Raw genomic sequence first — 25866 nt, forward strand, 5'->3', positions numbered from 1 at the left:
GAGGCCAAGCAGCCAGAGCCACATCAGGCTCTGCACCACCACGGCGGCGGTTGAACGCTGGGCGGGTTGTGGGGCGCTCATGGCTGGCTTCCCGATGCTGCGGGCACCAGCGGGCCCGTCTGCACGGTCTCGGTGGCGGGCGGCGTGGGTGCGTTGTCGGCGGCCATGCTGTCGCCGGGACGCTGGAAGCAGATTTGCCGTGCGCGGTCATCCGCGTGCATTTCCCAGGCCGGGCCAGCCAGAGTGAGCAGCGCATCGCGCAAGGTCATGGGGCCGAGGTGCAGGTGCGCCGCCGGCAGCGGCAGTGCGTACAGCTCAATCACCGCGTGCGCCGTCTGACACAAACCGTAGCCACTGCGCTTGAGCACATGCCGCAGCCCGTCGCCAACCGTGGCGCGGGCGTCCTCTGGCATGGCGACATCGATGGTCTGCAGCAGCAGGTCGCGCTGCGCTGCCGTGGGTGCGAGTTCCACGAGGGTGTAGCGGCCATAGCGCACGACGGGGATGTACTCGGGCGCCTCGGGTTCGGGCGCGACCGAGACTTCCTCGATGGTGTCGGGTACCACCGGCGCGTTCGTCGTCGCGCAGCCGCCAGCCAGCACCGACCAAAGCAGGCCGAGAAATCCCGCCAGCAGACGGCGTTCGGGATGGTGAAACCAGGGTGGAGAGGGGCACATGGCGCGTCGTCCTGAAACATCGAGCCCTCACCATCGCCGCTCGGGCCACGAGCGGCAGCAAACAATGCGAACCACGCAGCGCCCGATTTCCCGACCGCCTTCCTCCAAAGAAAAAGGCCCCCGAAGGGGCCAGTGAAAGCACACGTCGAACGCGCCGGATCAATCCCGGCCCAACTTCAGGCCGGGATCGATCTGTGCCAGTTGGGTGTGCGCCCAACAGCGGACAAACTCGCCGTTCTCGCCGAGCGGCCGAACCGCCACCGCCGCCGAATACTCATCGGTGTCGCTGGTGTCGTAGCAGATGACCTTGATCTCGCCGCTGTCGCAGCGGATCGAGTGGATCTGGCCGTCGGTCATATCGACCACGACGACCTGCGGAACAAGACCCAGTTCGCGGGCGGTCGACAGGATGGGGCCATGTTCGGCAGCGTCGTAGCAGACGAACGGCCCTTCATACCGGGCTTCTTCGGCCAAGTCCTTGGCCTTGTCGTAGTGGATACCCAGGTCGTATTCCTCCTGGGTGATGCTGATCTTGAAGACCGGCAGTTCGGGACTGCCGGAGGCATCGATGCAGGCAACTGCGACTTGCATCTCGATCTCACTGCCGCCGGCAGGTTCGGTCGAGGGGATGACGGCTTGGCCCGTGGGGGCGTCGTCGGCCATGCCCATGCGCTCGCGCATCTCGTCGGTGAATGCCTCTGGGGCCATCAGGCCATAGCGCGCCAGGCGCACGGGGATGTCCTCTGCACCGAGGTTGCCGTCCTCGATGCGCTGCCGCATGAAGGCGGCGATCTCGGCTTCCAGTGTTTCGCGGTCGGCCGCCGACGGCACCTCGGACACATCGATCGACCACGTGTCCACCTCCGCAGCGGTTTCGCCGGTCAGCAGACCCTCGCCGATGGCGCGTTCGCACATGTGCTGCAGGCGTGCCAGCATTTCTGGTGCGGCCTCGCCGTTGAGCAGATAGGTCACGTCCAGGGTCAGGCGCGCATTGACGGTTTCGGGCGTGGCTTGGGTATTAGCGTTCATGGAAATCTCCTTGGGATGAAAAAAAGCGCAGCCACGTCCACGGAGACCGTGGGCGTGGCTGCAAGGTGAGAACAACAGAAAGCCGGCGGCGCTAGGCCGGCGTTGGCGTGGGGATCAGGCGGCGACCAACTGGCGGGCCAGCGCCACTTCGACGGAATCACCGTCCTGGTTGAGCACATCCAGGCCGGATTCGGGCACGTCGCCCGAAGTGCTTTGGGACACTAGGATCTTCTTGGCCATCAGTGCGAGGCACGCCATCTGCGAAGAGGCGGCGTAGCCCAGGTAGATCACCTTCACGGCGAGCTTCTGGCCGATCCGCCACGAGCGGCGCGCAGCCTGCTGCAGCGTGTACACGTTCCACCCCGATTGCAGGAACACGATCGTGGGGAATTCGAGCAGGTCCAACCCCGTCTTGACGAGTTCGGGGTTCGTGATGAGCACGTCGATGCCGCGGTCAATCTGCTCGGCAATCCAGTCCTCGCGCTGGCTGGCATCCACGCTTGCGCGCAACACCGCCGTCTTGAAGCCTTCTTGCTCCAGCAGCATCTTCAGCCGGCTCGTGGTGTCCCGCGTGCCGGTATAGACCGAATACACCAGGGTCTTGCGACCCGCTTCCTTCTCCTGGCGGCAGATGTTGATCAACTCGCGTTCTTTGGGCATCACCTCCAGCTCGTTGAACTGGGCCGGGGTGAATGCCAACACCTCGCGCGTGCGCGGATGACGGACCGTCTCTGCCCTGAAGCAGCAGTCGGGCCACGCCAGCAGCGTGTTGAGGACCACGCCCAGCAAGGTGGTGTCCCGCTTGCGCAGGGCCTCCTTGAGCTGTTGCGTGAGGCTGGAAGCCAGCTTCTGATACGCCTCGCCTTGCTCGGCGCTCATCGCCACGTCCCGGAACTCCTCCTCATACGGCGGCAGCACGCCACCGATGTCTCGCAGCTTCAGGAAGATGGTGTACGGCAGGATGCACCGCAGCACACCCTTGGGGCCGAAGCCCGGGGCCTTGACCGTTCTGACCGTGACCTTGCTGCCCTTGGCCGTCTTGTGCGCCGGACCGTCGGACTCGGAATAGATGTCCTTGAGGACCCCGTGATCCCTCATATAGGCCATCGCGGCTGCGTTCATGCTGCCGTTGCGGCCGGGGATGTAGCCGTCCTCGATCATGCGGCCCGGAAGCGCCCGGAACAGCAAGTGGAAAAGATCGTCCGCGTAGCCGCCCATCAACGTGCCCGTGAGCGAGACCGTCTTGCGAACCTTGGACGCGATGACGCCCATGGCCTGGCCTTGCGCGGAGCCCCCGGTCTTGTACTCGTGGGCCTCGTCTGCGATGAGTAAGTCGAACGTGCTGCGCGGCAGATACCGCTTCACATATTCGCTGGGCTGATAACCACCTTCGCCAAAGCCGAACTCCATGTTCGCCATGGACCGCTCCATGCGGTGTGCCTGGCGGTCGGAGAACACCAGCTTCCCGCTCGCGTCCATCAGGTTGATGAAGTTGTGCAGGTTGTCGCCGAGCATCGAGGCCAGGAAGCTGTCCCCGAAGGTCTTCATGAGGCGTTGCGCCGTGGCTTCGCCGATGGTGGGAATCCGCTTCAAGGCACGCAGCACGGCCGAGGACTGGTCGTTGCCGGACAGTGACCGCGGACGCATCAGCGTCCACAGCGCGCCGCCGCAACCATTGCACTTGCGGCGGAACTCTTCCGCCTCCAGCTCCTGAACAGGGATCGGCTCGCCGTCGAGGTTGGTGACGACCTCCCCGCAGTGCGGGCAGGCCCCAACGTCGCCGTGGCGGGTGCGCTTGCGCGCGAAGGCGGGCTTCCAGTGGAACCCCATCCTCATGCGGACACGACCGAGGACGAAAAACTCCTGCGCCGGCGAAGGCACGCCAAGCTGCTCGCGCAACTTGATCAGTTTGAGCAGCGTATCCGGGCCATTGAGCACCCAGACCTTAGCGCCTGCGACGGTTTCGAGGATTTCCCGGCGCCACTTGTAGACCAGGTGCGGCGGGCTCAGGACGAGCGTGCGGCGATAGCCTTCTGCGTACAGGACCGCGGCCAGCGCGATGCCGATCGTGGTCTTGCCGGTGCCCATCTCGCCGTTGACGAAGACGGCCCGCTCGCCCTGATTGACGAGCAGTTCCGAGGCCGCATGCACGACCTCGGCCTGGGCGGGGAACAACTGGCGTTTCAGCCCGGCCAGCACCAGTTGCCGGTGCGGGCGCGGCGTGCCGCCATAGACGGGCGGGTTCGCCCGGTTGAGGGATTCCAGCAGCTCGTCGCCGAACTCGGAAACGAAGTCCTGCAGGCTCATGGACAGCTCGGACGGTTCCTGTTCGAGCAGGTCGTCCATCGGGGACGAGGTATCAGCGGCCGGGGCCGCGTCGATGACTTGTGCGTTCATGGTGATGCTCCGAAAAAAGGAACGGGGCATGCACCACTCCCCAGGGGGCGGTGACATGCCCCAGGGTGGGAAAGGCCGGCCGGATTCGGGATCTGGCCGGTGGTGAAGACGATCAGTACTCGCTGGGCAGCAGCACCGTGGTGACGCTGCGATCCCATTCGGTGATGACCCAGACCTTCAGGCTCGGGCCGACCTCGTAGGATGAAAACAGGCGGTCCTCACCCGACTTCAACGCGGCGTCGTTCTGGCGCCGGTCGCTGTCGTCGAGGTCGCCCCAGTCGCCACCGAGATGGCGGCGCAGATAGACGTTGGGATTGAGGCGGCCTTGCTGGACCAGCGCTGACACGCCATGGGTCATGACGACCTGGCCCGGATCAAACCGAACATTCGGAACCAGGCTGATGAAAACGGCTTCGGGTGCCATGGAGAACTCCTTGAAGATGGAGGGGCCATGGCGCCCCATCGGGGCGGCAGACCCCGGTGGGTGGAAAGAATGAACGCCGCGGTTGCGGACGTTCTGCGGTCAGATCAGAGCCCTTTCCTCGGGCAGTTGCACGACCGTGGTCAGTTGGTCGTCGCTGGTGATGACGACCAGGTACAGCCGCGGTGTGATCGGAAAGCGCGAGGTCAATGGCGCGCCTTGTTCCAGCGCGACGTTGTTCGCCTGGCGCTCGGCCTCGCTGATCTCGCCCCAGTCGCCGCGCACGTGGCGCTGCACATAGGGCAAGGGGTCGATGAGGCTCTTGCTCGCCAGCCAATGCACCTTCTCACTCAGCTTGAGCGTGCCCGGTGAGAACAGTGGTTGAACCTGGGGCTTGCGCCCTTGGAAGATGGACAACATGGGGATACTCCTTGCGGGTGATGAAGAGCAGGCGGGAGGCCGCCTGCAGGATCAGTGGATGGTGAGTACCTGGCCCAGCGTGGCCGAGCCGGGTGTCAAGTCCCAGGCCCGGATCACCGGCACGAACTTGTCCGTGAGGATGCGGGTCTCGGCCATGGAGCCGTCGTCGCGCTCGCGGTACTCCACGGCGGAAGACTTCTGCTTGAACGTGTCGCCCTTGACGGCCAGGGTGCGGCCGGCGGGGGACTGCACGACACCCGAGATCGCGCCGGCCGCGAGGGCCAGTGCCAGGTGCCATTGGGACAAGGCGCGTGCCGGGGCACGCAAGGTCTGCTGGGTCGCGCCCAGATGGGTCTCGAACGCGGGCCACAGGCCTTTGAGGCGCCGCACTTCGTCGGCGAACTGCTCCGGCTCCATGCTGATCCGGTAGAAATGCTCCGGCTCGGCCTGGGCCGTGGGGACCACATACGGCAGCAGCGTCCAATCGGGCGGCAACTCGTCTGGCTCTAACTCGGCCAAGCCGATTTGCAGCAGCCGGGCGCGCGACGCTTTCACGTCATCGCCCGTCTGGTCGCGCTGCCGGACACGACGCCCGAACACCACGACCTGCTTGAACTGCTTGTCCACCGCTTGGAACACGGACAGGTCCGCGAAATGGCGTGTGAGCCAGCCGACCATCTCCTGATCCAACACGTAGGACGGCAGGATGAAGACCAGGATGCCGCCGTACTGCAACAGAGGCAGCGTGCGCTGGTAGAAGAGCTTCTCCAGACGGGCGCGGCCCTTGCCTTCGTAGCCCAGGTTGCCGCTGGTGTCCCTTGCGAGATCGCCATAGGGCGGGTTGAGCCACAGGAGGCCGAAGGCCTGCCGCGAGATCATGGTGTCCATCAGGTCACCGTGGATACAGTGATCGACCAGCAGCCGGGCGTGGGTGGCCCGCTCCTGATCGAACTCGACGGCATAGGCGCTGGCCAGCTCAGGCCCGAGGGCATGGGCGGCTTCGGCGATGGCAACGCCTTCGCCAGCGCAGGGATCACAAATGCACATGGACCCATCGCTGGGCGCGAGCGCGCTGAGGGTTCTTTCGAGGGTGGCTTCGTCGGTCGGGTAGTACCCGTTCTTGGCGAAATTCCGAGCGAGCCTGGGGAACATGAGTGCCATGGGAAGTCTCCTGTCTGGCGGGGATGAAGGACGGAAGCACGCCAAGGCATGCCTCCGCGGTGGGTCAAACCGATTCCACTTCCGGCGTCCAAATCCTGGCCGGATAGGGATAGGCGGTGAGCACGCCCTGGCGGATGAGGTCGCCCAGCGCTTCGGTGAGCGCGGGCACGTCGATGGCGAGCCGGAACCCTTGCAGCAGCCCGAGGGCCATGCGCAGGGAGCACAGCATTTCGCGCTCGCGCAGCAGCGCCAGGACTGGTGATTGCCAGTGGTCCAGCAGCGGCAGCGGGCACGTGTCCTTGACCAGGTGCCACAGGCGTGACGTGGGATCAGCCGCGGAGCGCGGCAGCAGCGCCAAGGCGCTGGCCGAACTCTTGTCGGGCCGGATGCAGCGCCGGTCGAACAGCCAGAGATTGACCATCGAGCCGAACAGCGTGCGGCGATAGCTGCGGGTCAGGCGCTTTTCCAGGCGCTCGACCGAGCCGACGAACACGGGCAGCGAGCCGCCCTGGTCCGTGATGACGTGGAACTGGTCCAGGCCGTCCTCGCTGCGGCCCAGGGTGAGCCGCCCGATGAACTGCTGGATGGCGGTGTCGCGCGCCCAGACCGAGAGAAAGATCAGGTCGCCCTGGTCCCCGCAAACGCAGGCATCGGCCATGAGGTCGCTGCATTCGTCGATGCGGTACAGGGGCTGGTCGGATGAAGTTGCAGGCATGGTGGTTTCCTCGATGTGAGGGGCGCACCGCCCGCAGGGGCAGTGATTGCCCCGTTAGGGATGAAAACGCGCAGCGCCAGGGCGAATGCCTCGGCTGCGTCGCAGGTGACGTCAGACTCCCAGTTCGGTGAACGAACCATCGGCCTCATGCTTGACGACGCGATTGCCGACGTTCCCCGCATAGTCCTTCTGGACCTCGGTGAACATGCTGCTCGGCACGTCGATGTGGAAATGGCCCAGGACCGCACGGTAGTAGTCCAGGCCGTGGCCGAACGGGTCTTCCTCGTGCAGGTTGCTGTAGAGGAAATCCTCGTCCTCGACCTTCATGGCGCTGTCGATCAACTCGGCAGGCTTCTGAATGGACAGGAAGAAGTAACGCAGCGGCCGATCCCAGCCGAGCATGACGGTGATGGGAAATCCCTTGTGATGGGTCTCGAAGTAGTGCTGGCTCATGGTGGTGTCCTTGGATGAGCTGGAACAGCGCCGCCCGCATGGGCAAGTGCTGCCCTGGCGGGTGGGAGGAAGAGATTCAGGCCTCGGCGGATGCCGGGTTCAGATGCCGATGTGCGTGGTAGGTGCGAACGCCTGCACGCCAGGCTGCGGACTGCTCCGGTGCGAGATCCAGATAGGACAGCGGGCACGAGTAGTAGTACGGGTGCATGGATTCGTCCAGCGGCTTGTAGCCCCACTGGCCGCCGCTGCATTCGAGCAGATCGCAGCGGATGTAGCGCAGGGACTGACCCGGCGAGAGATCACGATGCACGCCTTCGACCTTGGCGGTCATTTCGACCACGGACCACAGCACGTTGCCGCGCAGGGTGTGGGCGATGACCTTCGCGCTAACGCGCTCGGTCTCCTGGGGTGCGACCAGTTCCGCGATCAACTCGGATCGCGATTGGGAAGAGAAATACCAGCCCATGAGAGGCCTCCTGGAAAGTGGCGCCGGAGGCCTCCCCGTGGGGAAGACCCCCAGCGGGTGATGGAATGCCGCGTGTGCGGCGATGGAACTCAGTGCGGACTAGGAACCGTAACCGGCTGGGCAACAGCCGAGGGTGATTCCGTGCGAGCAGCAGCCGTTTTCAGCAAGCCACTCCTGGGTTTCCTGCCGTTCGACAGGTGTTGCGTAATCCCATCCCTGGGCTGCGATTTCCAGGGCATGAACGCGCTGGCTTTCGGGCAATCGACTGACTTGCGCGTCGATCTCGGAACTGAAAAGCGTGACCCAGTGCTCCCAGGACAGGCCGCAACCACGCTGGGCGTGTTCGGCAGCCGTCTTGCAGACAGCTTGCCACGCGGATTCGTCCAACGTGGAACGGGGTGTATCGCAAGCGATGGTAGACATGACGAAGACCTCCAAAAAACCCGAGGCCTCTCCCGCGTGGGGAAAGGACCCCGGCGGGTGGATGAAGAGCACCGCGGATGCGGCGTCTGCGATCACGCAGGTTGCAGTTCGGCCTCGCGGCTCCACTCCTGCGTCTTGAAGTCCAGCGCGTAGCCCAATTCGCCTAGGCGGGCGATCTGCGCACGCAAGGCGCGACGGTCGATGGTCGAATCCAGCTTCACGGACTCGCCCAGCGGCCACAGGATGCCGAACAGCGCGGCGTCGCCATCTTCGGTGCTGCCAGGGGCAGCAGCCGCAGCGGGCGGCGGCGCATCCACGCCGAAAGGCGTGGTATCGACCAGCGGGTCCGCGGATGCCTGCACGGGTGCGGGCTTGGCGGGTCTGGATGCTTTGGCGGGCTTGGCCGGCGTCGCCGCTGGCTGCGCCCCCAGTTCTTCATCGAGCGGATCGACTTCCTGCGTGGCGAAGCTGCGAGCCTCGTCACGGCTCAGTTTGTCGGTTTCGTTGAGCGTCATCCCGTCCAGGCTGGCACGGACTTCAAACCGCGCGCCACCTGCGACCGGATAGGACTTGGCGAAGATGTAGCGGATGACGAATTCCCCGTCGTACTTGCCTTCGGGGTATTGCTCCAGTTCCGCGTCCTTGACGGCGAACTCGCCGATGGGAGTGGTCAGGCGACCGACCGTGAACGGGCCGTTCTTGCCGCGGATGGTCCGCAACGTGAGCTGGCCCGGGACGACGATGGGCAGGACTGATCTCGTAGGTGCCGATGTGGCTGACATGATGGTTCTCCTTGGGGAATAGGAAAAAGGCAAGGCCCCGTGAGGGGCCATGCCGGATCAGTACGAAGCAGCCAATGCCGGCTCCTGCTGCTCGCCTTCACCTGCGGGCTCGCGCTCGGCGGGCTCGACAGGCCGGTCGGCAGCGGTGTCGGCGGCAACCTCGGCTTCGGGCGCGGGTGCGTCCTCGGCTTGCGGTGCCTCGGCTTGCGCCTGGCTCGTCGGATAGACCTGGGTGCCGTCGATCTTGATGAGACCGATGTGGACCAGCGTCGATTCCAGGCTCGCTCCCGGTTCCCCGGCGCGCTCGCCCTTGGTGCGGATGTACGGATCGATCTTCATGTCGTTCAGACGGAAGGCGATCAGCACCTTGCGGTCCCCTTCGATGGCCTGCACGCACCGGCGAACCAGGTGCTCGGCTTCAGGGGTGGCGACGATGGTGTCGAAGTACCGATATTCCGGTTCACCGACAGGCCCGGCCAGTGCCGCGACGCAGCACGACAGGAACGGATCGCCATCCTTGGGGGAGACGTCCTTCGGACGGCTGAGGTAGCCGATGCCGCGGGTGATCAGCTCGTGCTGCTTGATCGAAGCCAGTTCGGCCCGGTCAAGTGGCTCGGCCTTCAGCAGTCGCGCCTTCAGAGACGCGGCGGCCTGGCCCTTGTGCTCACCCTTGTCGCGGATGTACGCATCGCCCCAGAGGTCGCCGAGGCGGAAGCGCACCAGCGGCCGCTGCTTGGGATCGTCAACGCCGATGTAGCGCTCGACCAGTTTCTTGGCCTCGGCACCCGAGACCTTGACGTCGAAGTAGCGGTAGCTGGGGTCCTTGGCGGGGCCGACCAGTGCGGCGATGGTGCATGCCAGAAAGGGCTGCGCGCGGCGGCCGCCCCGGACGGGAACCTCGCGGGCTCGCTGGATGTAGCCGATGCCCGAGGTGTGGAGGTCGAAATACGATTTCTCGTTGGACGTGGTGCTCATGGTGAATCTCCATTGGGATGAAGCGGAGACACACCGGCCCCACGCATGCGGGGAAAGGTGCGTAACCCCGCGGTGGGTTGATAAGGCGAAAGCATCCGCCACCAGAGACTGGTGGCCGCTCGCGGACGGATGCGGTGCGAGCTGGCTCGGTCACGCAGTGGGAACTGCGTCGCAACCTCGAAGACCGATGGTTGCCTGGCATGTCGCTGACAACGTCAGCAGGCATGGGGGCAGCATGTCCGGGCCTCGCGCGCGCGGCAGCAATCAATCTGCATCCGGGCGTTTCCCTTTGTCCGCACCGCCCGGTGCTTGCCACAAGCACTTAGGGCCGCGCAGGTGGTCGGGGGTGTCAGCGCGAGGACGGCTGGGGCGACTCCAGGCACCGCCGCCGCGCGTTCCGAGCAAATGCCAGCCGGCGGCGCGCAGGCTGGCACCACCTTCATCGAGCAAGGTGTAGGTGATCAGCCGCGTGTAGCCCAAGGCCTTGGCCGCCTTCCAGGCCGCGCCGTAGAGCTTGCTGCAGGCGTTCGGTGCGCCATCGGTGCAGAGCCGGGTGACTTCGAACGTCCAGCCGTCATCCAGGTGGCGGGCGACCGGGCGGCCGACGATGGCCACGCCGCAGATGCCATCGGTGGCGGACAGCGTGACCGCCAGGGCGAACTTCGCTCCCTGAACCGGACGGTGGTGGCGGTGGTGCTTCTGCACGAAGGCATTGGCACAGCGCAGGGATACCGGCAGCAGTCGCAGCGATGGCGAGGTCGATGGCCCGGCCATGGCCGTCAATCACCGCAGAAGCAGGCGATCGGTTCCTCGGCGTCGTCGAACAGGTCGCCCTGGTCGGCGGCGAAGCGTGCCAGGTCGGCGTAGCTCGGGCCATCGGCGCGAAACCGGGCGCCGCTGGGCTTGCTCGCCAGGTTCAGCGATTCCATGCGAATCCACCACACCGCGGCCTCGGGTCGAGCCTTGATGAGGGCCAGGCGCTGCCCGCGCGGCTTCAGGAAACACAGGTCGCAGTTGCCTTCGAGCGTGCGCCCGTTCACCGTCAGCAGGTCGAGGTCGAACGCTTGCGCCTGCCAGAACGCGCCCACGTCGCGCACGGTGACGCCTGCGTCCGCCAGGGGCATGCACATGGTCTCGTGGATCGATTCGGTGGAATGGCCGCGCGCGCGAATCTTGGCGACGCGACGCTGCTCGTCGGCGCGGATGCCGATCATCTGGTCCCAGTCCGTCCAGCCCAGATGCCGCAGGTAGCGGTGCATCGGTCGAATCTTCAGGCTGGTCGTGCAGCCGCGCGCGACGGGATTGGGCAGGTACTGACGCTTGCGGATCAGCGCCTCGAACGGCTCGCCCTGACGGCTGGCCCGATCGAAGTCCACCAGCGTGAAGCCTGGCTCCGTGGGCAGATATTCCAGCCAGCGTATCGGCACCTGCCAGTGCCCGGCGCAGTCGCGCACAAAGCGCAGGGTCGCTTCCACCTCCTTGCCGGTGTTGGCGAAGCAGACCACGGTGTCGGCAGGCAGGCCGCCATTGGCCTGCAATACGCGCCAGAGCATGTAGGCGCTGGTGCGCCCGCCCGAGAAGCTGATGCAGGTCGGTTGGGTGATCTTGAACGGGTCGTGCATGCGGTCGTCTCCGTGGGTAGGTCGGCGGGCGAGCCGACGCGGCGGGCCATGGCGGCCGGAGACGAGCACGCACGCGGCGAAGGCCGCAGTGCGGAAAAAAGGAAGCCCCCAAGAAGGGGGCCGTGAGGGGATGGTGGTAGTCGTTGCGCTACACCGATGGCACCACCTCCAGCGACAGGTGCGTCGTGGTGGCAGACAGCATCAGATCGTCCGTGCCGTGCAGGATGCGTGCGAAGACGTCTTCCTTCGGGTCGAAGAACTCGCCGAAGTCGTCGCCACCCAGCTCGGCGCGCGCCAGTTCCCACCAGTCGTCAAACGGGTCGGTATCCGGGTTGCAGCCGACGGCATAGGCCAGCAGCTTCACGCGGCCATCGGGACGGCGCTCTCCCTGCTCGGCGAGGAAGTACACGCCCTGGTCCTTGGCGAGGACGACGCGGCATTGGTTGGCAACGGCCTCGGCCAGCACGGGGCGCAGGTCGGAGCCTTTGAATCGCAGTGACATGGTTGATCTCCTGAAGAAAAAGGCCCTCCACCCGAATAGATGGAAGGCCCATGGGGGCAAGTCGCCGGTAGGCTGCGATCAGCCGTAGCGCCGCTTGGTTGCCTTGGCGTCGATGACGCTCACGTCGATCAGACGCCAGCGTCCGTCGTCGATAAGCCGCTCCAACACTTCACCGAGCATGTCGAAATACACCTCGTCGTGCCGATCGACCAGTTCACCGTCGCGGCGCATCTCCACCACGTAGGTGTCGCCGCCGCGGTCGTAGAGGATCGTCACCTGGCCCTCGAACTTCGCGGTCGAAACCGTGAAGCTGATTGCCGGGGGCGTCTCGATGATCTTGGACGGCTTCGGATCGACCCAGGTGAAGTCGCGGGCGCCCGCATCGACCAGCATGTGGGTGATGCGCCGGAACCCGTCGGGAGCCGGCATTTCCTCCAACTGCTGGATGAGCTGCCCCAGTTCCATGCACTGCGGCTCGGGGATGGGCAGCTTGGCAGGCGCGGAGCCGAGGATGTGCCTGGTGATGGTGTAGGGAACACCGTCCGCGGTCTTCTCGGTGATCACTTCCGGGGTGTCCGCGCGCAGGCCGTCGAAGCGGCGGCGGGCATACGGTTGGACATGCACCTTGGCGCCTTCGCTGGGAACGGTAGTCACCAGGTTGGGATCGAGCACCGCGAACTCGCTGGGCTTGAGCTTGACGACGATGGCGTCGTCGTTGGCCGCGACCACCTTGCCGTCGAAGGGCTTGGGATCGATGGCAAAGCCCAGCGTCGAGGATTGCGGCTGATCATCGAAAAAGCGGTACTTGATCGACCGCACGTTGCGGGGCACATGGCCTGCGACAAGCGAAGGCATCATGGTTTTGATGAGGGAACGGTCCATGGGAATCTCCTTGAGGAAGAACAAGGGATTCCCCGCCCGCAAGGGAGAGGTCCCTTGTGGGTAGATGGACGCGGTGCGTCCGTAGGAAGAAACGACCAGCACGGCTTCCCGTGCTTGCAGCCTCGAAGGTCTCGGCTGCCTGGGCATGTGTCGGCAACACCGACGAACATGGGGTAAGGATGGCCCTAGAGTGCTCGGCCGGCCTGCATGAAACGGCACCACACCGCACCCGGTTTCTTCCTATGGTCTATGCCATTTGCTTCCTCAGGATTTCATGATGCTGTCTTCTGGAACAGGCAGAAAACGAACTGCTGCACTGTCCCGAAGGGCGTGTGATGCGCCTGGCGCTCCTGCCGCAGCATCGTGAAGGCATCGCCGAACTGCGCATGCAGCTCGTCCGGGCTGTAGCGCGTCACCGGCAAGCCGCTGCACTGCTGCGGCCCGTCGTCCGCGAAGGTGGCGATGATGGCGAAGCCGCCCGGCCGCAGGGCATGCAGCATCGTCCGCACATAGGCTTGGCGCTCCTGCGGCGCCGTCAGGAAGTGGAATACCGCCCGGTCGTGCCACAGGTCGTAGGCCAGCGCGGGCAACTCGACCTTTGTAATGTCCCCGACCATCCAGGCCACCGCCTGGGCGCGCTCGCCCAGCCGCGCCTGGGATGCCGCCAGCGCGGCACCCGACAGATCCAGCACGGTGAGGCTGGTATGGCCCTTGTCCAGCAGGTCGTCCACCAGCGTCGAGGCACCGCCGCCCACGTCGATGATCGGCACATCGAGCGGCACGCCGGTTTCCCGGATCAGCACCAGTGAGTGGCTGGCGTGCGGCTGGAACCAGCTCACGCCGGTCGGCTCCTTGGTCCGATAGACGTGATCCCAATGCTCTCTGGATGGCATTTCCTGTTCTCCCGCGCCGCAGGCGCTACGCGGCCGGTGGCGAAGTGTCGAAGTCCACCACCAGCGGCTCGCGCCCGCACGAGCGCATGAAGGCCACCAGTTCCTGCGGCGCCAGCCCGACGCTCTCGGTCTGCCGCAGCGGATGGAAGTTCAATTGCGCATCGCCCATCAGCGAGGCATCGATCACCACCGTCACCACGCCTTCCTCGTCCTGCATCAGGCCCAGCGGCGTCAGCGCGCCCGGCTGCACGCCCAGCAGCGCCTGCATGCGCTCGCCGGCCACGAAACTCAGGTGCCCCTTGCCGCCCACCAGCGCGGAAGCCGCCTTCAGATCCAGCGTCCGGTCCTCATGGATCGCCAGCAGGAAGTGCCGGCCCTTCTTGTCCTTGAGCAGCAGGTTCTTGGTGAATGTCCCGGCCATGGCGCCGCGCAGCGCCTTGCCTTCCTCGACGGTCGCGTGTTCGGGATATGGCACCACCTTCGCGCCGATGCCCAAAGATGCGAAGCGCTCGAACAGGCAGCGGTATGCGGTTTCATCGGTCGTTTCCCGGTTCATGCGCCCACCTTCGCGGCTTTAGACCGCTGACGCATCCCCAGCCACAGCAGCGACAGCGCCGCCAGCGCCAGCCACGGGATCAGCGCCAGGTTCATGGTCTGCCAGCCCAGGGCTTGCAGCAGCCCGCCCGCGCTGAAAGAGCAGGTCAGTCCCACGGCGAAGATCGTCATGTCGTTGATCGCCTGCGCACGCCCCTTCTCGGCGGTGGTATAGGTGTCGGTCAACAGCGTGGTGCCGCCGATGTACATGAAGTTCCAGCCCACACCCAGCAGCACGAGCGCGCTGGCGAAGGAGCCGAAGCCCGTGCCGGTGAGCGTCGTCAGGATGTGCGCGATGAACAGCACCACGCCCGTGAGCATGATGCGCAGCACGCCGAAGCGCGCGATCAGCGAGCCGGTGAAGAACGACGGCAGGAACATGCCCAGCACGTGCAACTGGATCACCGTGGCCGCCGCACCCAGTTCGTGGTGATGCAGCCGCATGGCGATGGGCGTCGCCGTCATCGCCAGGATCATGATGCCGTAGCCCGTGGCAGCGCCGAACAGCGCCACGAGATAGGCGGGCTGCGCGACGATCTGCTGCCAGGATCGGCCCTTGTCCACCGGGCCGGTAGACGCGGCAGGCGCAGGGATGTGCAGGTTCAGCAGCACGCCCGCCGCCACCATCGACACCACGGCCAGGATCAGGAAGGAACCCAGGTACTCGGGCGAGAGCAGCGGCCCGCCCAGCCTTGCCAGCAACGGCCCGGCCAGCGCTGCGACCACGCCGCCGGCCATCACCAGCGAGATCGCGCGTGGGCGGAAAGCCGCGTCCGCCACTTCGCTGGCCGCGAAACGGTAGAACTGCGCGAACGCCTGGTAGCAGCCCACCAGGAAGGTGCCGAAGGACAGCAGCGGCAGCGAAGCCTGATGGATGCCCCAGGCACCCACCAGGCCCCCCGCCACGCCCAGCGTCGTGCCGATCAGGAACCCGGCCCGGCGGCCGGCGCGGGCCATCCACATCGAGGCCGGAAACATCATCGTGGCCGTGCCGAGGAACATGGTGGCGATGGGCAGCGTGGCCCAGCGCGGCGATGCGGCGATCTGCCCGCCGGCCAGGCCGCCAACGGTCATCACCATCACCGACACGATCTGGAACAGGGCCTGCGCGCAGGCCAGGATCAGCACCTGGCGGTGCATGGGGTTCTTGAGCATGAGTTTCTTCGCGTTGTTGTTCTATTCATCGACTCGCGATGGCGCGCAAGCGCTCGGCCACGGCGTCGATCTCTGCTTGCGTGGTGCCGCGCCCCAGGCTGAAGCGCACTGCGCCCATGCCGACCTGCTCGGGCACGCCCATGGCGGCCAGCACGGGCGAGAGTTCCACGCGGCCCGCATGGCAGGCCGAGCCGGTGGAGGCGGCCACGCCGTCCAGATCGGCCAGTACCTCGGCGCCGATGCGGCCGGCGAAATTCACGTTCAGCGTGTTGGGCAGCCGGTGCTCGGCGTGGCCGTTGAGCACCACGCGCTCACCGAAGATCGCTTGCAGCGCTTGCCAGAAGTGATCGCGCAAGGCGCGCAAGCGCTCCGGCTCACCAACATCGAGATTCGTTCTCGCCAGTTCGCAGGCCGCGCCCAGCGCCGCAGCCATCAGCACGCTCTCGGTGCCGGCGCGGCGGCCCGCCTCGTGGCCGGCGCCGTGGATCAGCGGCTCCAGCGCCGTGCCGCGCCGCACGTACAGCGCGCCTATACCCTTAGGCGCGTAGAGCTTGTGCCCGGCGATGCTCAGCAGGTCCACGCCGAGGTCGTCCACCTTCGTCGGCAGCTTGCCGACGGACTGCGCCGCATCGGTGTGGAAGCGGATGCCGTGTTCGCGAGCGATGGTGCCGATGACCTTGATGGGTTGCAGCGTGCCCGTCTCGTTGTTCGCGTGCATGACGCTGACGAGCACAGTGCGCGGTGTGATGGCGCGGCGCACCGCCTCGGGATCGACCCGGCCCGTGCCATCCACCGGCAGCCGCGTGACGCTCGCCCCCAGTCGCTCCAGAAAGGCCAGTGGCTGCAACACCGCCGGATGCTCCGTGGCCTCGGTGATGATGTGCTCGCCGCACTCGCGCAGCGCGAAGAAGCTGCCCTTGAGCGCGAGGTTGTTGGCCTCGCTGCCGCCGCTGGTGAAGACGATCTCATCCGGCGACGCGCCCAGCAGCCCCGCCACCTGGGCGCGGGCATGTTCCAGGGCCGCCTTGGCTGGGGTACTGGCCCAATGGCCGCTGGATGGGTTCCCGTAGGCCGTCTCCAGCAGCGGCAGCATGGCCGCCTGCACTTCCGGCGCGATGGGCGTGCTGGCGTTGTAGTCGAGGTAGATGCCGGCCATCAGAACACCAGCACCTTGTCGGCGGCCACGGTGGCGGCGGCCAGTTCATCCATCGTGCTGCGGCGTGCGCCGGGCATCACTTCCTCGTCCTTGATGCCGCGCGCATCCAGGCAGGTGCCGCACAGGAGCACCTCGCCCTGGGCATTGTTCGTCACGCGGCGCAGCATGCGTTCAACGTTGTAGTAGCCGTCGGGGGTCTTCTGACCGGCCTTGCAGCCGGAGACGGCATCGGCCATCAGGAACACGCTGACGTGGTTGGCGGCGTCCTTGAGCAGCGCGGAAGCCAAGCGCAAGGCGTTGTACATGCGCTCGGTGCCGTAGGGCGGGTCGTTGATGATCAGGAGGGTTTTCATGGAGTCTCCAGCGGAGAAAATGGCTTTTGTCCCGGATGGCTTGATGCTGGGCAGCAATCATGCCATCATTCAATCAATGTGTTGATTGTGTAATTGTGAAATCCATGTTGTCAACCTCATCCGAAAGCCCCAAGCACGTGGTGTTCGAGAACCTGGCCGCCGTGGCGCAAGCGCTGGGCCATGCGCATCGGCTCGAACTGCTCGAAGGCATGGCGCAGGGGCCGCGCAGCGTCGAAGACCTGGCCGGACTGGTCGGCCTGTCGATGGCCAACGCCTCACGCCACCTGCAACTGCTGCGGCGCGCGCGGCTGGTGGAGGCCGAACGCCAGGGCAAGCGGGTCTTCTATCGCCTGGCGGGCGATGTGGAGGTGGTGGCGCTGCTCAAGGCGCTGGGCCGCGTGGGCGAGCGCAACATCGCAGAGGTACGCGGCGTGATGCGCGACTTCTTCCATGACCGTGACGCGCTGGAAGCCGTTTCGCGCGAAGAACTGGCCGAGCGCCTGAATGCCGGCCAGGTGACGGTGCTGGACGTGCGCCCGGAAGCGGAATACGCGCTGGGCCACGTGGCGGGTGCCATCAACATCCCGGCCGACGAGCTGGAGCGTCGCCTGGCGGACTTGCCCAAGGGCCACGAAATCATTGCCTACTGCCGTGGGCCGTACTGCGTGATGTCCTTCGAGGCCGTGGCGGCGCTGCGCGCCAAGGGCTTCAAGGTGCGACGGCTCGAAGACGGCTTCCCGGAGTGGAAGGCGGCCGGGCTGGCCGTGGAGGCTTGAGCCTCGCCGTTGTGCAATCAAGGATCGACATGCAAGCCATCCAAGATCATTACCCGGCCGAATTCGCGCACTGCTACGGCTGCGGGCCAGCCAACCCCCAGGGGCTCCATCTCAAGAGCTTCATCGAGGGCGAGCGCACCCATGCGCGCTTCTCGCCGGCGACGATGTACAGCGGCGGCTATCCGGGCAACGTCTATGGCGGCATGCTGGCCTCGCTGCTGGACTGCCACGGCACCGCCAGCGCGGCGGCCTTCGCATACCGGGTGCAAGGTCGCGTCATGGGGGATGGTGGCCCGCCGATCCGCTTTGTCACCGGCTCGCTGAAAGTGGACTACCGGCGGCCCACGCCGCTGGGCGTCGAATTGCTCATCGAGGGCACGCTACGTTCGCTGGAGGGGCGCAAGGCCATCATCGATTTGACACTCAGCGCCGGCGGCGAGGTGTGCGTCACAGGCGAGATGGTGGCCGTGCAGTTCGCGGCGAAAGCCTGAAAACAAGCAGCCCCTCGGATGAGGGGCTGGCAGGTCAGGCTTCGTACACGAAGTAGTGCTCGCGCTGACGAGGGAAGAAGACATGCTTCCATGTGTCGCCGCTGGTGTTGCCACCGTCGAAGACGACCATTTCGTAGTCATCAATGTCGGTGTCCATCAGGTCGGCGCTGACGATATGGCGCATGTGCAGCGCGCCGTGCGTGCGCTCGAATACCAGGATCTGGCCGATGGCGTCGTCCTGGCTCATGGCGTTGACGCAGGCTCCAAGCTGATGCTCGAAGTCGGCTGCGGGCGAGATGAGGTCGGGGAACATGAGGTTGCGCCTATGAAAATGGACCAGCCCGGCTCCTGGGGGAAACGGGCTGGCATGGGGGGACAATGAGGAAGGCCGGCGTGTCGCGCGGCTGCTAGGACTCGGCCAGCGGCAGGCCCAGCAGCGCGGGTGCGTCGGCGTCGAGGATCAGAATGCGCACATCGGCCTGGCCGGCCAGTTCAAGGATGTTTGCCAGGTCCTCCGGCATGCCCTTGTTCCGGTGCTCCTGCCGAAGCTGCTCGGCGGTGATGCCCTCGGCGTGCTCCAGGTTCTGGTCCGTCCAGGGCGTGGAGATCAGCTTGACGCCGATCGCCGGGCTGTACGGCACACGGAAGGCGATGAACAGCATGGCCTCCGGCGTGGCGATGTCCGCCAGGTCGGCGAGGTAGTGCCAGGTATCGACCGTGATGTGCTCGCGGCTGATCTCCCAGCACCGGCTGTAGTAGCCGGTCTCGAAAGTCAGGCGCTGCACCACTTCCCGCGCAGCCTCGGCCGAATAGGCATCGCCGACGTGGACTGGGCGACCGTCGAAGTCCTCGCCATGGATGGCATAGACCACGGCACCAATCACGCCTTCGCCGCTGACGCCTTCACCGGCGTCGCATTCGGCCAGCACGTCGTCGCTCAAGGGTTCAGGGCCGTTGCTGACCACGGCGAAATCGTTGGTGACGATGCAGGACGATGAAACCAGTTCTTCGTCGGAAAGGAATTGCTGGCTCGCGTGGATGTTGCGCCAGACATGCGGGCTTCCATCGTCGTAGCTGATGCACAGCGTGCGGACGATTTTCAGATTCCAGTAGCCGCGAAGGAAGGGATTAGGATTCTGGGACATGGGATCTCTCCAGATTGAATAATGGAGCCAATCCCCGCCACCGGGAATTGGACCCGGTGGGTTGAAAAATGGAAAAAGCGTCAGGCAGCGCCGACCATGGCGTTGTCAGCACTGCGCTGGACTACGGGAAACAAAATGAGGGGCACGGCCTCGTGGGCGCGTGCCCCTCGTGGGGAGTGAACGAAGACGTGGTGGTGTGCCGGAGACCGGCTCACCAGCCGTTGTAGTTCACGAGCAGGTCGGCGAGGACCTTACGGCGTTGCAGGTCGAGACCGTCGAAGTCCGACAGTCCGTTGAAGTGGCAGCGCTTGAGCATGGCACCGCCCTCGCGCGCGTTGTAGAAGCTGACCATGGCGGACAGGAACATGCGTTCGCCGCTGCTCAGGACGCCGAGGGCATCGTTGAGCCGCAGCATGTTGGGACGCAGATCCCACTTGCTCTTGGCCTGGTTCAGACCTTCACGGGTGCCGTCACCGAACCATTCGGGGCCAGCGATCTCGACACCGCGCTTCCAGGCCTCGAAGAAGGCTTGGGGCGCGGCCGCGAAATGCTGTTCTTCCCGCATGATCTGATCGACGACTTCCCGTGGCAGTAGCTGGTTCATGACGTGATTCCTCCAGTTGGATCAGGGAATGGCGAGCTGGGACCAGCCGCCTCTTTCGAGGGCACGTTGAGCCGCGGCATGGCTGCGGAAGTACTCGCGGGATTCCCGCGAAACGGGCCCTTCGGTATCGCGCGTGCCGATGTAGTGACCGGCGGCGCTTTGCAGGACTTCGAGCGGCAGGAACTTGCCGCAGTAGGTCGAGGCCAATTGGCCGAAAGAGGCTTGCTGGGACATGGACGGGCTCCTTGGAAAAGCGGGGCCTCGTCCCTCACGGGATGGCAGCTCCCGCACGCGGTTGAAAAAATGCATCAGCGTCATGGGGACGCGCGTCCGCAGACTTGATGCGATGCGGACTGGTGGGCAACGCGGGAGAGACCCGCGGCAGCTTGAAACCCTGGCTGCTGGCATGTGCTGACGAATCAGCGAACATGCGGGCAGCTTCGTGCGCGGGCCGCGTCGCGTCAGTTGGAAAACGGCATCCGGCCCACCCCCGATTGATGCGCGCAGAGAAAAAGAAACCCCGCATCGAGTGCGGGGCTGCCAGGAGAGTGCGTCGGTGCTGGGTCAGTCGGGCTTGTCGCCCAGGACATGCTGCTTCCACAGGTCGAATGCCTGCTCGGGCGCAAGCTCGGCGAGGATGACGATGGGCTGGGCCTGCCGAGCGCGCAGCGAAGCGAAGTACGCCTTGCGGTCAGCAATGGCCTTGAGCTTGATGCCCTTGATGAACAGCAATTTGCCGTCCTTGATGAACAGCACCTTGTTGCCGATGTCGCGGTTGAACGCGGCTCGCACCTTGCGTTCCGCGTGCATGGCGTCGGCAAGTTCATCGACCAGGAAGTCGAGCGTCATGTCGATGTAGTGAGGGTCTTCGCCCTCCTGGCCGAGGTTGAGCGGCGCAGGCGGCAGGCCCTTGGCGAAGGCTTCGGCCTGAGCCAGCAACGCCGCCTTGCCGCTGAGCGCGCGCAGGAACGTCGAGCCGCCGTGGCCGTCGTTGCGGGCCTCGGCGATGGGAGTGCCGTCGAACACGACGGTGGCGCTGAAGCACAGCGTTTCCTCGCTGGCGAAATCTGCCACCTTGAGGCTCTTCAGCGTGATGCGGTTTTGCTTGGTGATGTTGTCCATGGGAAGTCCTGAAATCGACCGGGTGGCGACATGCCCCTGACGGGACGTGGCGGCCATCCCGTGGGTTGGAGAAAGAGGCATCGGTGCCCCGGTGGGCAGCGTTCGCCGGTGAGATGCCGAGGCGAACTGGCGGGTGGCGCGGGTGGAACCCGCGGCAGCCTTGACACCCTGGCTGCGGGCTGCTGCCAATACATCGGCAATGCAGGAGGGAGAATGGCGCGGCCCGCAGGCTGCGTCGCCGATCAATCCGAAGCGGTCGAGCCCGTCTTGTGCAGGTACTGCACCAGGCGCTGGCCCAGCCATGCCATGCACGGTACAGCCATGGAGTTGCCGATCGCCTTGTAGCGTGGAGCGTCGGCGGCGGGCTTGCCGCGGTAGGTGATCAGCGTGTAGTCGTCGGGCATGCCTTGCAGCCGCTCGCACTCCACGGGCATCAGCCGCCGCACCCGCCAGTGCGACCAGTCGCCGGGGCCAGGGCCGTTCCAGTCGTAGCGGAAATGCGCCTCGAAGTCGGGAGCCAGCACATGGGGCTTGTCCGCGCCGCCGCCGCTGGTGCGAAGTGCGCCCGCTACGGTGCCGCCCAACTCGGCGGCAAGGCCGTTCTCGCGGCCACGCAGAGATACGCAGGCTACCATCGGCACGCCGTAGCCCGGCTTGCCGTTGGACAGCACGGTGCAAGCCACCTGTCCATGGCCGGATTCGTAGCGCACTTCACCGCGGTTGTTCTGCGCGAAAGCGATGGCGGGCACGACACCGGCGTTCGCATGGCTGTTGCGATGGCCGCCAGCGCGCAGCGTCGGCGTCAGGTCGAACGTGGCATCGGCGCCGCTGCCCTGGGCAGTAAAGGCGATGATCGGAACACCCTTGCCGGTGCCATCCTCGCTGCTGCCCCTGCCGTTGTTGGCGGTGTCGAGGGTGTGGGCGATGCTGCCGACGACCGACTGCACCATGAACGTCTCGGTGCGAATGTCGTGCTTGGGGCCAGCGGCCATCAGGCACGCCGCCACATCGACGGGGCCAATGCCGCCGCTGAATCCGAACGTCGTCGTGACCTTGCCGTAGGGCTGCTTCAGCCCTGCGAATCCTGCAAGTCCTGCGCATGCGCCTGCTGCTTCAGCACCCGGTCCAGCATCGTGGGCAGCTTCTTGCCACGGCGCGCGGCCCGCACAAGAATCCCCGAGCAGGCCTGCGCGCTCAAAAAGTACTTCTGCGGGATCGAGGTCATCTCCACCACTTGCCACAAGAAACACGCGCTTGCGGCGTTGGGCGACACCGAAATATTGAGCGTCGAGCACGCGCCACGCGATGCGGCGGCGGGGTCCAGACACACAACCAGCGTGCGCCCACCGATCCCCTGGCGGCTGGAGCGCACGGCTTTCCCCGACCAGTGCCCCCAGGAAATGCCCGAAGGCATTGCTGCGGTCGTTGAGGACGCCGGGGACGTTTTCCCAGACGAGCGTGGCCGCCGGGCGGCGGTCTTGTTGGCGGGTTTGGTCGATGGCATTGGCAAGCTCCACATAGGCAAGGGAAAGGGCTCCGCGCGGGTCATCCAGCCCGCGCCGGCTACCTGCAACGCTGAACGACTGGCACGGCGTGCCGCCGACCAGGATGTCGGGCGCCGGCACGGTGCCGGCGCGCACCTGGCGGGCGATCGCGGTCATGTCGCCCAGGTTGGGCACGTGGGGGTAACGGTGGGCGAGCACGGCGCTCGGGAACGGCTCGATTTCGGCGAACCACACGGCTTCGAGGCCGAGGGGTTGCCAGGCGAGGCTCGCGGCCTCGATGCCGCTGCACACGCTGCCGTACAGCAGTGGCGCGGCCTGGGGCGCACCGCGTGAGGTGCGAGGTTGCGGGTTCATGTCGGGTCTCCTGTTCGTGTGGCCCTGGACCGTGTGGCCGGGCCGGGACGTTGATCGGCAGGAGAAAGGCGCCGAAGGCCGTGTGGCCTTCGGCTCGGGAGGACGGAACCACCCGTGGGCTGTTGCAGGCCCGGTCGTCGCTAGAACCGTCTGCTGTCAGCAATCGCACCCGGCGCATGTCGTGGTTGGCGCCGGCATCTTCTGGCGCACATCCGCGCACAAAAGGAGCCCAGTTTTTCGCCGTTGGGCACGGCATCGAATACCGCTGACCACGAAGGGTCTCCGGGTGGCTCGCAGGCCGGCAAGCCACCGGGGGACCCTTCGCAGAGGCGGAAAATGCTGATCAGCAGAACGCGCCGGGAAACCCCGGACATGGTTCGTGGAGAAGATACCTTCAGGTCCCGCGGCTGGGGGACGGCTGGGCGGGACGCGCACACGGACAAGAGAAGGCGTTGCGCGCTGGGCGTCCCGCAGGGCGTGCGGGACATGGGCCACGCCGCCGATGGCGGGCACGGCTCTCGGGGAGCGGGGTCGGTCAGGAGCCCTTGCGGCCGCTACTGCGCGGGCGCGAGGCACCGCGCTTGGACGTGCCGGGATCGACCGGCAGCGTGCCTTTGCAGTCGGGGTAGCGACTGCACGACCAGAAGGGGCCGGTCTTGCCGGTGCGCTGGCGCGTCGGTGCGCCGCACTGCGGACAAGCAGGCCCCTGGGGAACCTCGATGGACAGCGAGGTGCTGCCGTACTGCACGATCAGTTGCGAAATCCATGCGGCCTGCTTGCCGATGAACACATCCAGTGTGAGTTGTCCGGCCTCGATCATGTCGAGCGCCTGCTCCCACACGGCGGTGGTTCCGGGGTCGGCAATCGCCGCGGGTACGGCATCGATCAAGGTGAACGCCGCATCCGATGCGCGAATGGAGCGCCCCTTCTTCACGATGTAGCCGCGGGTGATCAGCCCGCTGATGATGTTGGCCCGTGTCGCCTCGGTGCCGATGCCGACCGTATCCTTGAGCTTCTGCTTCAGGCGCGGGTCCGTCACCAGCTTGGCGACCCCCTTCATGGACTTGACCAGTTCGCCCTGCGTGTACGGCTTGGGCGGCATCGTCTTGAGCGCCTTGATCTCGGCCTCGGCCACCTGGCACGCCATGCCCTCGCGCAGCGGGGGGAGTACCTGGCTGCGCGCCGTGGCTTCACCGTCCTCATCCGCTTGCGGTTCGGCCAGCACCAGGCGCCAACCCTGGGCGACCATCTGCTTTCCGGTGGCCGCCAACTTCTGTTGGCCGCAGGACAGCTCGGCGACAGTGCGGTCGAACTCGTGGTGAGGGAGGAACTGCGCCAGGTAGTGCGCCCGGATGAGCCGGTACACGGCCAGCTCCTTCTCGCTCATCGCAGAGAGGTTCGCGGGTTCGAGCGTCGGGATGATGCCGTGGTGGGCTGTCACTTTGCCGTCGTTCCAGGCGCGCGAGCGCTGGTAGCGGTCGAGTTGGCCCATGATCGGGCGCAGCGAGGGATCGGTCTTGAGCAGGCTGTCAAGGACAGTCGGCACTTCCGCGAACATGCTTTCGGGCAGGTAGCCGGAATCCGAACGCGGGTACGTTGTGGCCTTGTGTGTCTCGTACAAGGCCTGCGCGATTTCGAGGGTCTCTTGAACATCCAGCCCAAGCTGCTTGGAACAAACCTCCTGAAGCGTTCCCAGGTCGAACAGCAGCGGCGGACCTTCGCGCACGCGCTCGGTCTCGACTAATAGGACCTGGGCGCTGCCCGCAGCGCGGATCTGCTGCGCGGCCTGCTGGGCGATCGGCTGCTGCAGGCAGCGACCGGCGTCGTCGGTGCAGCCATCGGGCGGAACCCACTGCGCGCTGAAAGCCTGTCCACCTGCGGACAGGGACACGTCGATGGCCCAGAACGGCACCGACTTGAAGGCCGCGATCTCGCGGTCGCGGTCCACGACGAGCTTCAAGGTCGGCGTCTGGACGCGACCGACGGACAGCACGCCGTCGTAGCCGGCCTGACGCCCGAGCACCGTGAACAACCGGCTGAGGTTCATGCCCACGAGCCAGTCTGCGCGTGAGCGCGCAAGCGCCGAGTAGTACATCGGCAGCGTGTCGGATGAGGGCCGCAACTTGCCGAGCGCGGTGCGGATCGACGCATCGTTGAGCGCCGACAGCCATAGCCGCTCGATGGGGCCGCGGTAGCCGCACAGGTCGATGATCTCGCGGGCGATCAGCTCGCCCTCGCGGTCGGCATCGGTGGCGATGACCAGATGAGTCGCCTTCGCCAGAAGCGCTTTGACGACCTTGAATTGCGTGGCGGTCTTCGGTTTGACCTCGACCCGCCACTGCTGGGGAATGATGGGCAACTGCTCCAGCGACCAGCGCTTGAGCGCCGCGTCATAGACCTCGGGAGCTGCCGCTTCTACGAGATGGCCGATGCACCAGGTGACGGTGACGCCGGAGCCGCTGAGACAGCCTTCACCGCGCTGCGTCGCGCCGAGGATTCGACCAATGTCTTTGCCTTGCGATGGCTTCTCGCACAAGAACAGCCGCATGTCCGTCCATCCGAATTCCGTGGTTCATTGAGTTGCTGGAATCGAGGATGCCGAGCATCACCAGGGGCAGCAGCAAACAAGCCGCATGCGGTGGCGACCACTTTCATGGGATGGAATGGCCGGGACGGAAGTGGCGTGCGGCCGGGGGTGTGCGGGCCGGGAGCCACGATTTTTTGGAGCGCGCGGACGCCGGTGGACGTTGATGGAGCTATCCCCTGGGGATAGCTCGCGAGGGCGTGGGGCGA

At 65.8% G+C, this 25866-nt stretch carries 30 protein-coding genes; 2 read left to right on the forward strand and 28 right to left on the reverse strand.

The features are described from left to right. Nucleotides 1-77: 77 nt before the first annotated feature. The 21 genes from pilL2 to DFR37_RS16065 all read right to left on the reverse strand — a co-directional run bounded on the left by pilL2 (nt 78) and on the right by DFR37_RS16065 (nt 17076). Nucleotides 78-677, reverse strand: coding sequence for a PFGI-1 class ICE element type IV pilus protein PilL2 (pilL2, locus tag DFR37_RS15965; RefSeq protein ID WP_113934288.1), 600 nt, complete (start codon nt 675-677; stop codon nt 78-80). A 159-nt stretch (nt 678-836) separates the two neighbouring features. After that, on the reverse strand, nt 837-1706 hold the full coding sequence (locus DFR37_RS15970) for a hypothetical protein (RefSeq protein WP_113934289.1): 870 nt from the start codon (nt 1704-1706) through the stop codon (nt 837-839). Nucleotides 1707-1820: 114 nt separating this feature from the next. Beyond that, on the reverse strand, nt 1821-4103 hold the full coding sequence (locus DFR37_RS15975; protein WP_113934290.1) for a helicase-related protein: 2283 nt from the start codon (nt 4101-4103) through the stop codon (nt 1821-1823). A gap of 112 nt (nt 4104-4215) precedes the next feature. Continuing rightward, a complete protein-coding gene (locus DFR37_RS15980; RefSeq protein ID WP_113934291.1) occupies nt 4216-4527 on the reverse strand; it encodes a hypothetical protein in 312 nt (103 codons plus the stop codon). A 99-nt stretch (nt 4528-4626) separates the two neighbouring features. Continuing rightward, nucleotides 4627-4944 carry a hypothetical protein gene (locus DFR37_RS15985; protein ID WP_021205701.1) on the reverse strand — a complete coding sequence of 106 codons (318 nt, stop codon included), beginning with the start codon at nt 4942-4944 and terminating at the stop codon, nt 4627-4629. Nucleotides 4945-4995: 51 nt separating this feature from the next. Continuing rightward, nucleotides 4996-6105 (reverse strand): DUF6094 domain-containing protein, encoded by a 1110-nt coding sequence (locus tag DFR37_RS15990; RefSeq protein ID WP_113934292.1) that lies wholly within the window; start codon nt 6103-6105, stop codon nt 4996-4998. Between the two features lie 64 nt (nt 6106-6169). Continuing rightward, entirely contained in the window at nt 6170-6820 is a 651-nt protein-coding gene (locus tag DFR37_RS15995) for a hypothetical protein (RefSeq protein ID WP_113934293.1), read from the reverse strand. A gap of 111 nt (nt 6821-6931) precedes the next feature. After that, nucleotides 6932-7273 carry a hypothetical protein gene (locus DFR37_RS16000; RefSeq protein WP_113934294.1) on the reverse strand — a complete coding sequence of 114 codons (342 nt, stop codon included), beginning with the start codon at nt 7271-7273 and terminating at the stop codon, nt 6932-6934. Nucleotides 7274-7349: 76 nt separating this feature from the next. Then, nucleotides 7350-7739, reverse strand: a complete 390-nt coding sequence (locus DFR37_RS16005; protein ID WP_113934295.1) for a hypothetical protein — start codon at nt 7737-7739, stop codon at nt 7350-7352. A gap of 99 nt (nt 7740-7838) precedes the next feature. Next, on the reverse strand, nt 7839-8162 hold the full coding sequence (locus tag DFR37_RS16010) for a hypothetical protein (protein ID WP_113934407.1): 324 nt from the start codon (nt 8160-8162) through the stop codon (nt 7839-7841). Between the two features lie 92 nt (nt 8163-8254). Further along, nucleotides 8255-8944, reverse strand: a complete 690-nt coding sequence (locus tag DFR37_RS16015; RefSeq protein ID WP_113934296.1) for a DUF3275 family protein — start codon at nt 8942-8944, stop codon at nt 8255-8257. Nucleotides 8945-9001: 57 nt separating this feature from the next. Then, complete coding sequence (locus DFR37_RS16020) at nt 9002-9919, reverse strand: DUF3577 domain-containing protein (RefSeq protein WP_113934297.1); 918 nt, start codon at nt 9917-9919, stop codon at nt 9002-9004. A 264-nt stretch (nt 9920-10183) separates the two neighbouring features. Further along, nucleotides 10184-10693, reverse strand: coding sequence for an XF1762 family protein (locus DFR37_RS16025; protein ID WP_033472270.1), 510 nt, complete (start codon nt 10691-10693; stop codon nt 10184-10186). Between the two features lie 5 nt (nt 10694-10698). Continuing rightward, entirely contained in the window at nt 10699-11541 is an 843-nt protein-coding gene (locus DFR37_RS16030) for a phosphoadenosine phosphosulfate reductase domain-containing protein (RefSeq protein WP_033448841.1), read from the reverse strand. A 148-nt stretch (nt 11542-11689) separates the two neighbouring features. Then, nucleotides 11690-12043: a DUF3085 domain-containing protein gene (locus DFR37_RS16035; protein WP_033448843.1), complete on the reverse strand. Its 354-nt coding sequence runs from the start codon at nt 12041-12043 to the stop codon at nt 11690-11692. 78 nt (nt 12044-12121) lie between these two features. After that, nucleotides 12122-12925 (reverse strand): hypothetical protein, encoded by an 804-nt coding sequence (locus tag DFR37_RS16040; protein ID WP_033449053.1) that lies wholly within the window; start codon nt 12923-12925, stop codon nt 12122-12124. Nucleotides 12926-13197: 272 nt separating this feature from the next. Then, the gene (locus DFR37_RS16045; RefSeq protein ID WP_211260862.1) at nt 13198-13764 is read right to left on the reverse strand and encodes a class I SAM-dependent methyltransferase; all 567 of its coding nucleotides are present in this window, start codon (nt 13762-13764) and stop codon (nt 13198-13200) included. A gap of 79 nt (nt 13765-13843) precedes the next feature. Next, nucleotides 13844-14374 (reverse strand): prolyl-tRNA synthetase associated domain-containing protein, encoded by a 531-nt coding sequence (locus DFR37_RS16050; RefSeq protein WP_050485351.1) that lies wholly within the window; start codon nt 14372-14374, stop codon nt 13844-13846. Continuing rightward, nucleotides 14371-15567, reverse strand: coding sequence for an MFS transporter (locus DFR37_RS16055; protein WP_033472273.1), 1197 nt, complete (start codon nt 15565-15567; stop codon nt 14371-14373). Before DFR37_RS16055 ends, DFR37_RS16050 begins: the two co-directional genes overlap by 4 nt. Nucleotides 15568-15592: 25 nt before the next feature. After that, nucleotides 15593-16723: a cysteine desulfurase family protein gene (locus DFR37_RS16060; RefSeq protein WP_033472276.1), complete on the reverse strand. Its 1131-nt coding sequence runs from the start codon at nt 16721-16723 to the stop codon at nt 15593-15595. Beyond that, a complete protein-coding gene (locus tag DFR37_RS16065; protein ID WP_033472278.1) occupies nt 16723-17076 on the reverse strand; it encodes a DsrE/DsrF/TusD sulfur relay family protein in 354 nt (117 codons plus the stop codon). The genes DFR37_RS16060 and DFR37_RS16065 overlap by 1 nt, the downstream gene beginning before the upstream one ends. Before the next feature lie 104 nt (nt 17077-17180). Between DFR37_RS16065 and DFR37_RS16070 the strand changes: the two genes are divergently transcribed. Continuing rightward, nucleotides 17181-17852 carry an ArsR/SmtB family transcription factor gene (locus tag DFR37_RS16070; RefSeq protein WP_033448856.1) on the forward strand — a complete coding sequence of 224 codons (672 nt, stop codon included), beginning with the start codon at nt 17181-17183 and terminating at the stop codon, nt 17850-17852. Between the two features lie 29 nt (nt 17853-17881). Continuing rightward, entirely contained in the window at nt 17882-18343 is a 462-nt protein-coding gene (locus DFR37_RS16075; protein WP_033448859.1) for a PaaI family thioesterase, read from the forward strand. 34 nt (nt 18344-18377) lie between these two features. Here the strand turns inward: DFR37_RS16075 and DFR37_RS16080 are convergent, their stop codons facing one another. The 7 genes from DFR37_RS16080 to DFR37_RS16110 all read right to left on the reverse strand — a co-directional run bounded on the left by DFR37_RS16080 (nt 18378) and on the right by DFR37_RS16110 (nt 25621). Next, a complete protein-coding gene (locus DFR37_RS16080) occupies nt 18378-18656 on the reverse strand; it encodes a hypothetical protein (RefSeq protein WP_033448862.1) in 279 nt (92 codons plus the stop codon). Nucleotides 18657-18750: 94 nt separating this feature from the next. Continuing rightward, nucleotides 18751-19488, reverse strand: coding sequence for a DUF5983 family protein (locus DFR37_RS16085; RefSeq protein WP_033448864.1), 738 nt, complete (start codon nt 19486-19488; stop codon nt 18751-18753). A gap of 211 nt (nt 19489-19699) precedes the next feature. Beyond that, nucleotides 19700-20092, reverse strand: a complete 393-nt coding sequence (locus DFR37_RS16090; protein ID WP_033448867.1) for a hypothetical protein — start codon at nt 20090-20092, stop codon at nt 19700-19702. 21 nt (nt 20093-20113) lie between these two features. Then, on the reverse strand, nt 20114-20326 hold the full coding sequence (locus DFR37_RS16095; RefSeq protein ID WP_033448869.1) for a hypothetical protein: 213 nt from the start codon (nt 20324-20326) through the stop codon (nt 20114-20116). A 330-nt stretch (nt 20327-20656) separates the two neighbouring features. Further along, nucleotides 20657-21214 carry a hypothetical protein gene (locus DFR37_RS16100; protein ID WP_113934298.1) on the reverse strand — a complete coding sequence of 186 codons (558 nt, stop codon included), beginning with the start codon at nt 21212-21214 and terminating at the stop codon, nt 20657-20659. A gap of 242 nt (nt 21215-21456) precedes the next feature. Continuing rightward, on the reverse strand, nt 21457-23073 hold the full coding sequence (locus DFR37_RS16105; RefSeq protein WP_033472284.1) for a DNA cytosine methyltransferase: 1617 nt from the start codon (nt 23071-23073) through the stop codon (nt 21457-21459). Between the two features lie 535 nt (nt 23074-23608). Continuing rightward, complete coding sequence (locus DFR37_RS16110) at nt 23609-25621, reverse strand: DNA topoisomerase III (RefSeq protein WP_033472286.1); 2013 nt, start codon at nt 25619-25621, stop codon at nt 23609-23611. Between the last annotated feature and the right edge of the window lie 245 nt (nt 25622-25866).

This window comes from Eoetvoesiella caeni, from assembly GCF_003315175.1.
Taxonomy (GTDB): domain Bacteria; phylum Pseudomonadota; class Gammaproteobacteria; order Burkholderiales; family Burkholderiaceae_B; genus Eoetvoesia; species Eoetvoesia caeni.

Excerpts from the sequence above, each read along its gene's own strand:
- pilL2 (WP_113934288.1), bottom strand. The coding sequence starts at position 677 with ATGTGCCCCTCTCCACCCTGGTTTCACCATCCCGAACGCCGTCTGCTG.
- DFR37_RS15970 (WP_113934289.1), bottom strand. The coding sequence starts at position 1,706 with ATGAACGCTAATACCCAAGCCACGCCCGAAACCGTCAATGCGCGCCTG.
- DFR37_RS15975 (WP_113934290.1), bottom strand. The coding sequence starts at position 4,103 with ATGAACGCACAAGTCATCGACGCGGCCCCGGCCGCTGATACCTCGTCC.
- DFR37_RS15980 (WP_113934291.1), bottom strand. The coding sequence starts at position 4,527 with ATGGCACCCGAAGCCGTTTTCATCAGCCTGGTTCCGAATGTTCGGTTT.
- DFR37_RS15985 (WP_021205701.1), bottom strand. The coding sequence starts at position 4,944 with ATGTTGTCCATCTTCCAAGGGCGCAAGCCCCAGGTTCAACCACTGTTC.
- DFR37_RS15990 (WP_113934292.1), bottom strand. The coding sequence starts at position 6,105 with ATGGCACTCATGTTCCCCAGGCTCGCTCGGAATTTCGCCAAGAACGGG.
- DFR37_RS15995 (WP_113934293.1), bottom strand. The coding sequence starts at position 6,820 with ATGCCTGCAACTTCATCCGACCAGCCCCTGTACCGCATCGACGAATGC.
- DFR37_RS16000 (WP_113934294.1), bottom strand. The coding sequence starts at position 7,273 with ATGAGCCAGCACTACTTCGAGACCCATCACAAGGGATTTCCCATCACC.
- DFR37_RS16005 (WP_113934295.1), bottom strand. The coding sequence starts at position 7,739 with ATGGGCTGGTATTTCTCTTCCCAATCGCGATCCGAGTTGATCGCGGAA.
- DFR37_RS16010 (WP_113934407.1), bottom strand. The coding sequence starts at position 8,162 with ATGTCTACCATCGCTTGCGATACACCCCGTTCCACGTTGGACGAATCC.
- DFR37_RS16015 (WP_113934296.1), bottom strand. The coding sequence starts at position 8,944 with ATGTCAGCCACATCGGCACCTACGAGATCAGTCCTGCCCATCGTCGTC.
- DFR37_RS16020 (WP_113934297.1), bottom strand. The coding sequence starts at position 9,919 with ATGAGCACCACGTCCAACGAGAAATCGTATTTCGACCTCCACACCTCG.
- DFR37_RS16025 (WP_033472270.1), bottom strand. The coding sequence starts at position 10,693 with ATGGCCGGGCCATCGACCTCGCCATCGCTGCGACTGCTGCCGGTATCC.
- DFR37_RS16030 (WP_033448841.1), bottom strand. The coding sequence starts at position 11,541 with ATGCACGACCCGTTCAAGATCACCCAACCGACCTGCATCAGCTTCTCG.
- DFR37_RS16035 (WP_033448843.1), bottom strand. The coding sequence starts at position 12,043 with ATGTCACTGCGATTCAAAGGCTCCGACCTGCGCCCCGTGCTGGCCGAG.
- DFR37_RS16040 (WP_033449053.1), bottom strand. The coding sequence starts at position 12,925 with ATGGACCGTTCCCTCATCAAAACCATGATGCCTTCGCTTGTCGCAGGC.
- DFR37_RS16050 (WP_050485351.1), bottom strand. The coding sequence starts at position 14,374 with ATGAACCGGGAAACGACCGATGAAACCGCATACCGCTGCCTGTTCGAG.
- DFR37_RS16055 (WP_033472273.1), bottom strand. The coding sequence starts at position 15,567 with ATGCTCAAGAACCCCATGCACCGCCAGGTGCTGATCCTGGCCTGCGCG.
- DFR37_RS16060 (WP_033472276.1), bottom strand. The coding sequence starts at position 16,723 with ATGGCCGGCATCTACCTCGACTACAACGCCAGCACGCCCATCGCGCCG.
- DFR37_RS16065 (WP_033472278.1), bottom strand. The coding sequence starts at position 17,076 with ATGAAAACCCTCCTGATCATCAACGACCCGCCCTACGGCACCGAGCGC.
- DFR37_RS16070 (WP_033448856.1), top strand. The coding sequence starts at position 17,181 with ATGTTGTCAACCTCATCCGAAAGCCCCAAGCACGTGGTGTTCGAGAAC.
- DFR37_RS16075 (WP_033448859.1), top strand. The coding sequence starts at position 17,882 with ATGCAAGCCATCCAAGATCATTACCCGGCCGAATTCGCGCACTGCTAC.
- DFR37_RS16080 (WP_033448862.1), bottom strand. The coding sequence starts at position 18,656 with ATGTTCCCCGACCTCATCTCGCCCGCAGCCGACTTCGAGCATCAGCTT.
- DFR37_RS16085 (WP_033448864.1), bottom strand. The coding sequence starts at position 19,488 with ATGTCCCAGAATCCTAATCCCTTCCTTCGCGGCTACTGGAATCTGAAA.
- DFR37_RS16090 (WP_033448867.1), bottom strand. The coding sequence starts at position 20,092 with ATGAACCAGCTACTGCCACGGGAAGTCGTCGATCAGATCATGCGGGAA.
- DFR37_RS16095 (WP_033448869.1), bottom strand. The coding sequence starts at position 20,326 with ATGTCCCAGCAAGCCTCTTTCGGCCAATTGGCCTCGACCTACTGCGGC.
- DFR37_RS16100 (WP_113934298.1), bottom strand. The coding sequence starts at position 21,214 with ATGGACAACATCACCAAGCAAAACCGCATCACGCTGAAGAGCCTCAAG.
- DFR37_RS16105 (WP_033472284.1), bottom strand. The coding sequence starts at position 23,073 with ATGAACCCGCAACCTCGCACCTCACGCGGTGCGCCCCAGGCCGCGCCA.
- DFR37_RS16110 (WP_033472286.1), bottom strand. The coding sequence starts at position 25,621 with ATGCGGCTGTTCTTGTGCGAGAAGCCATCGCAAGGCAAAGACATTGGT.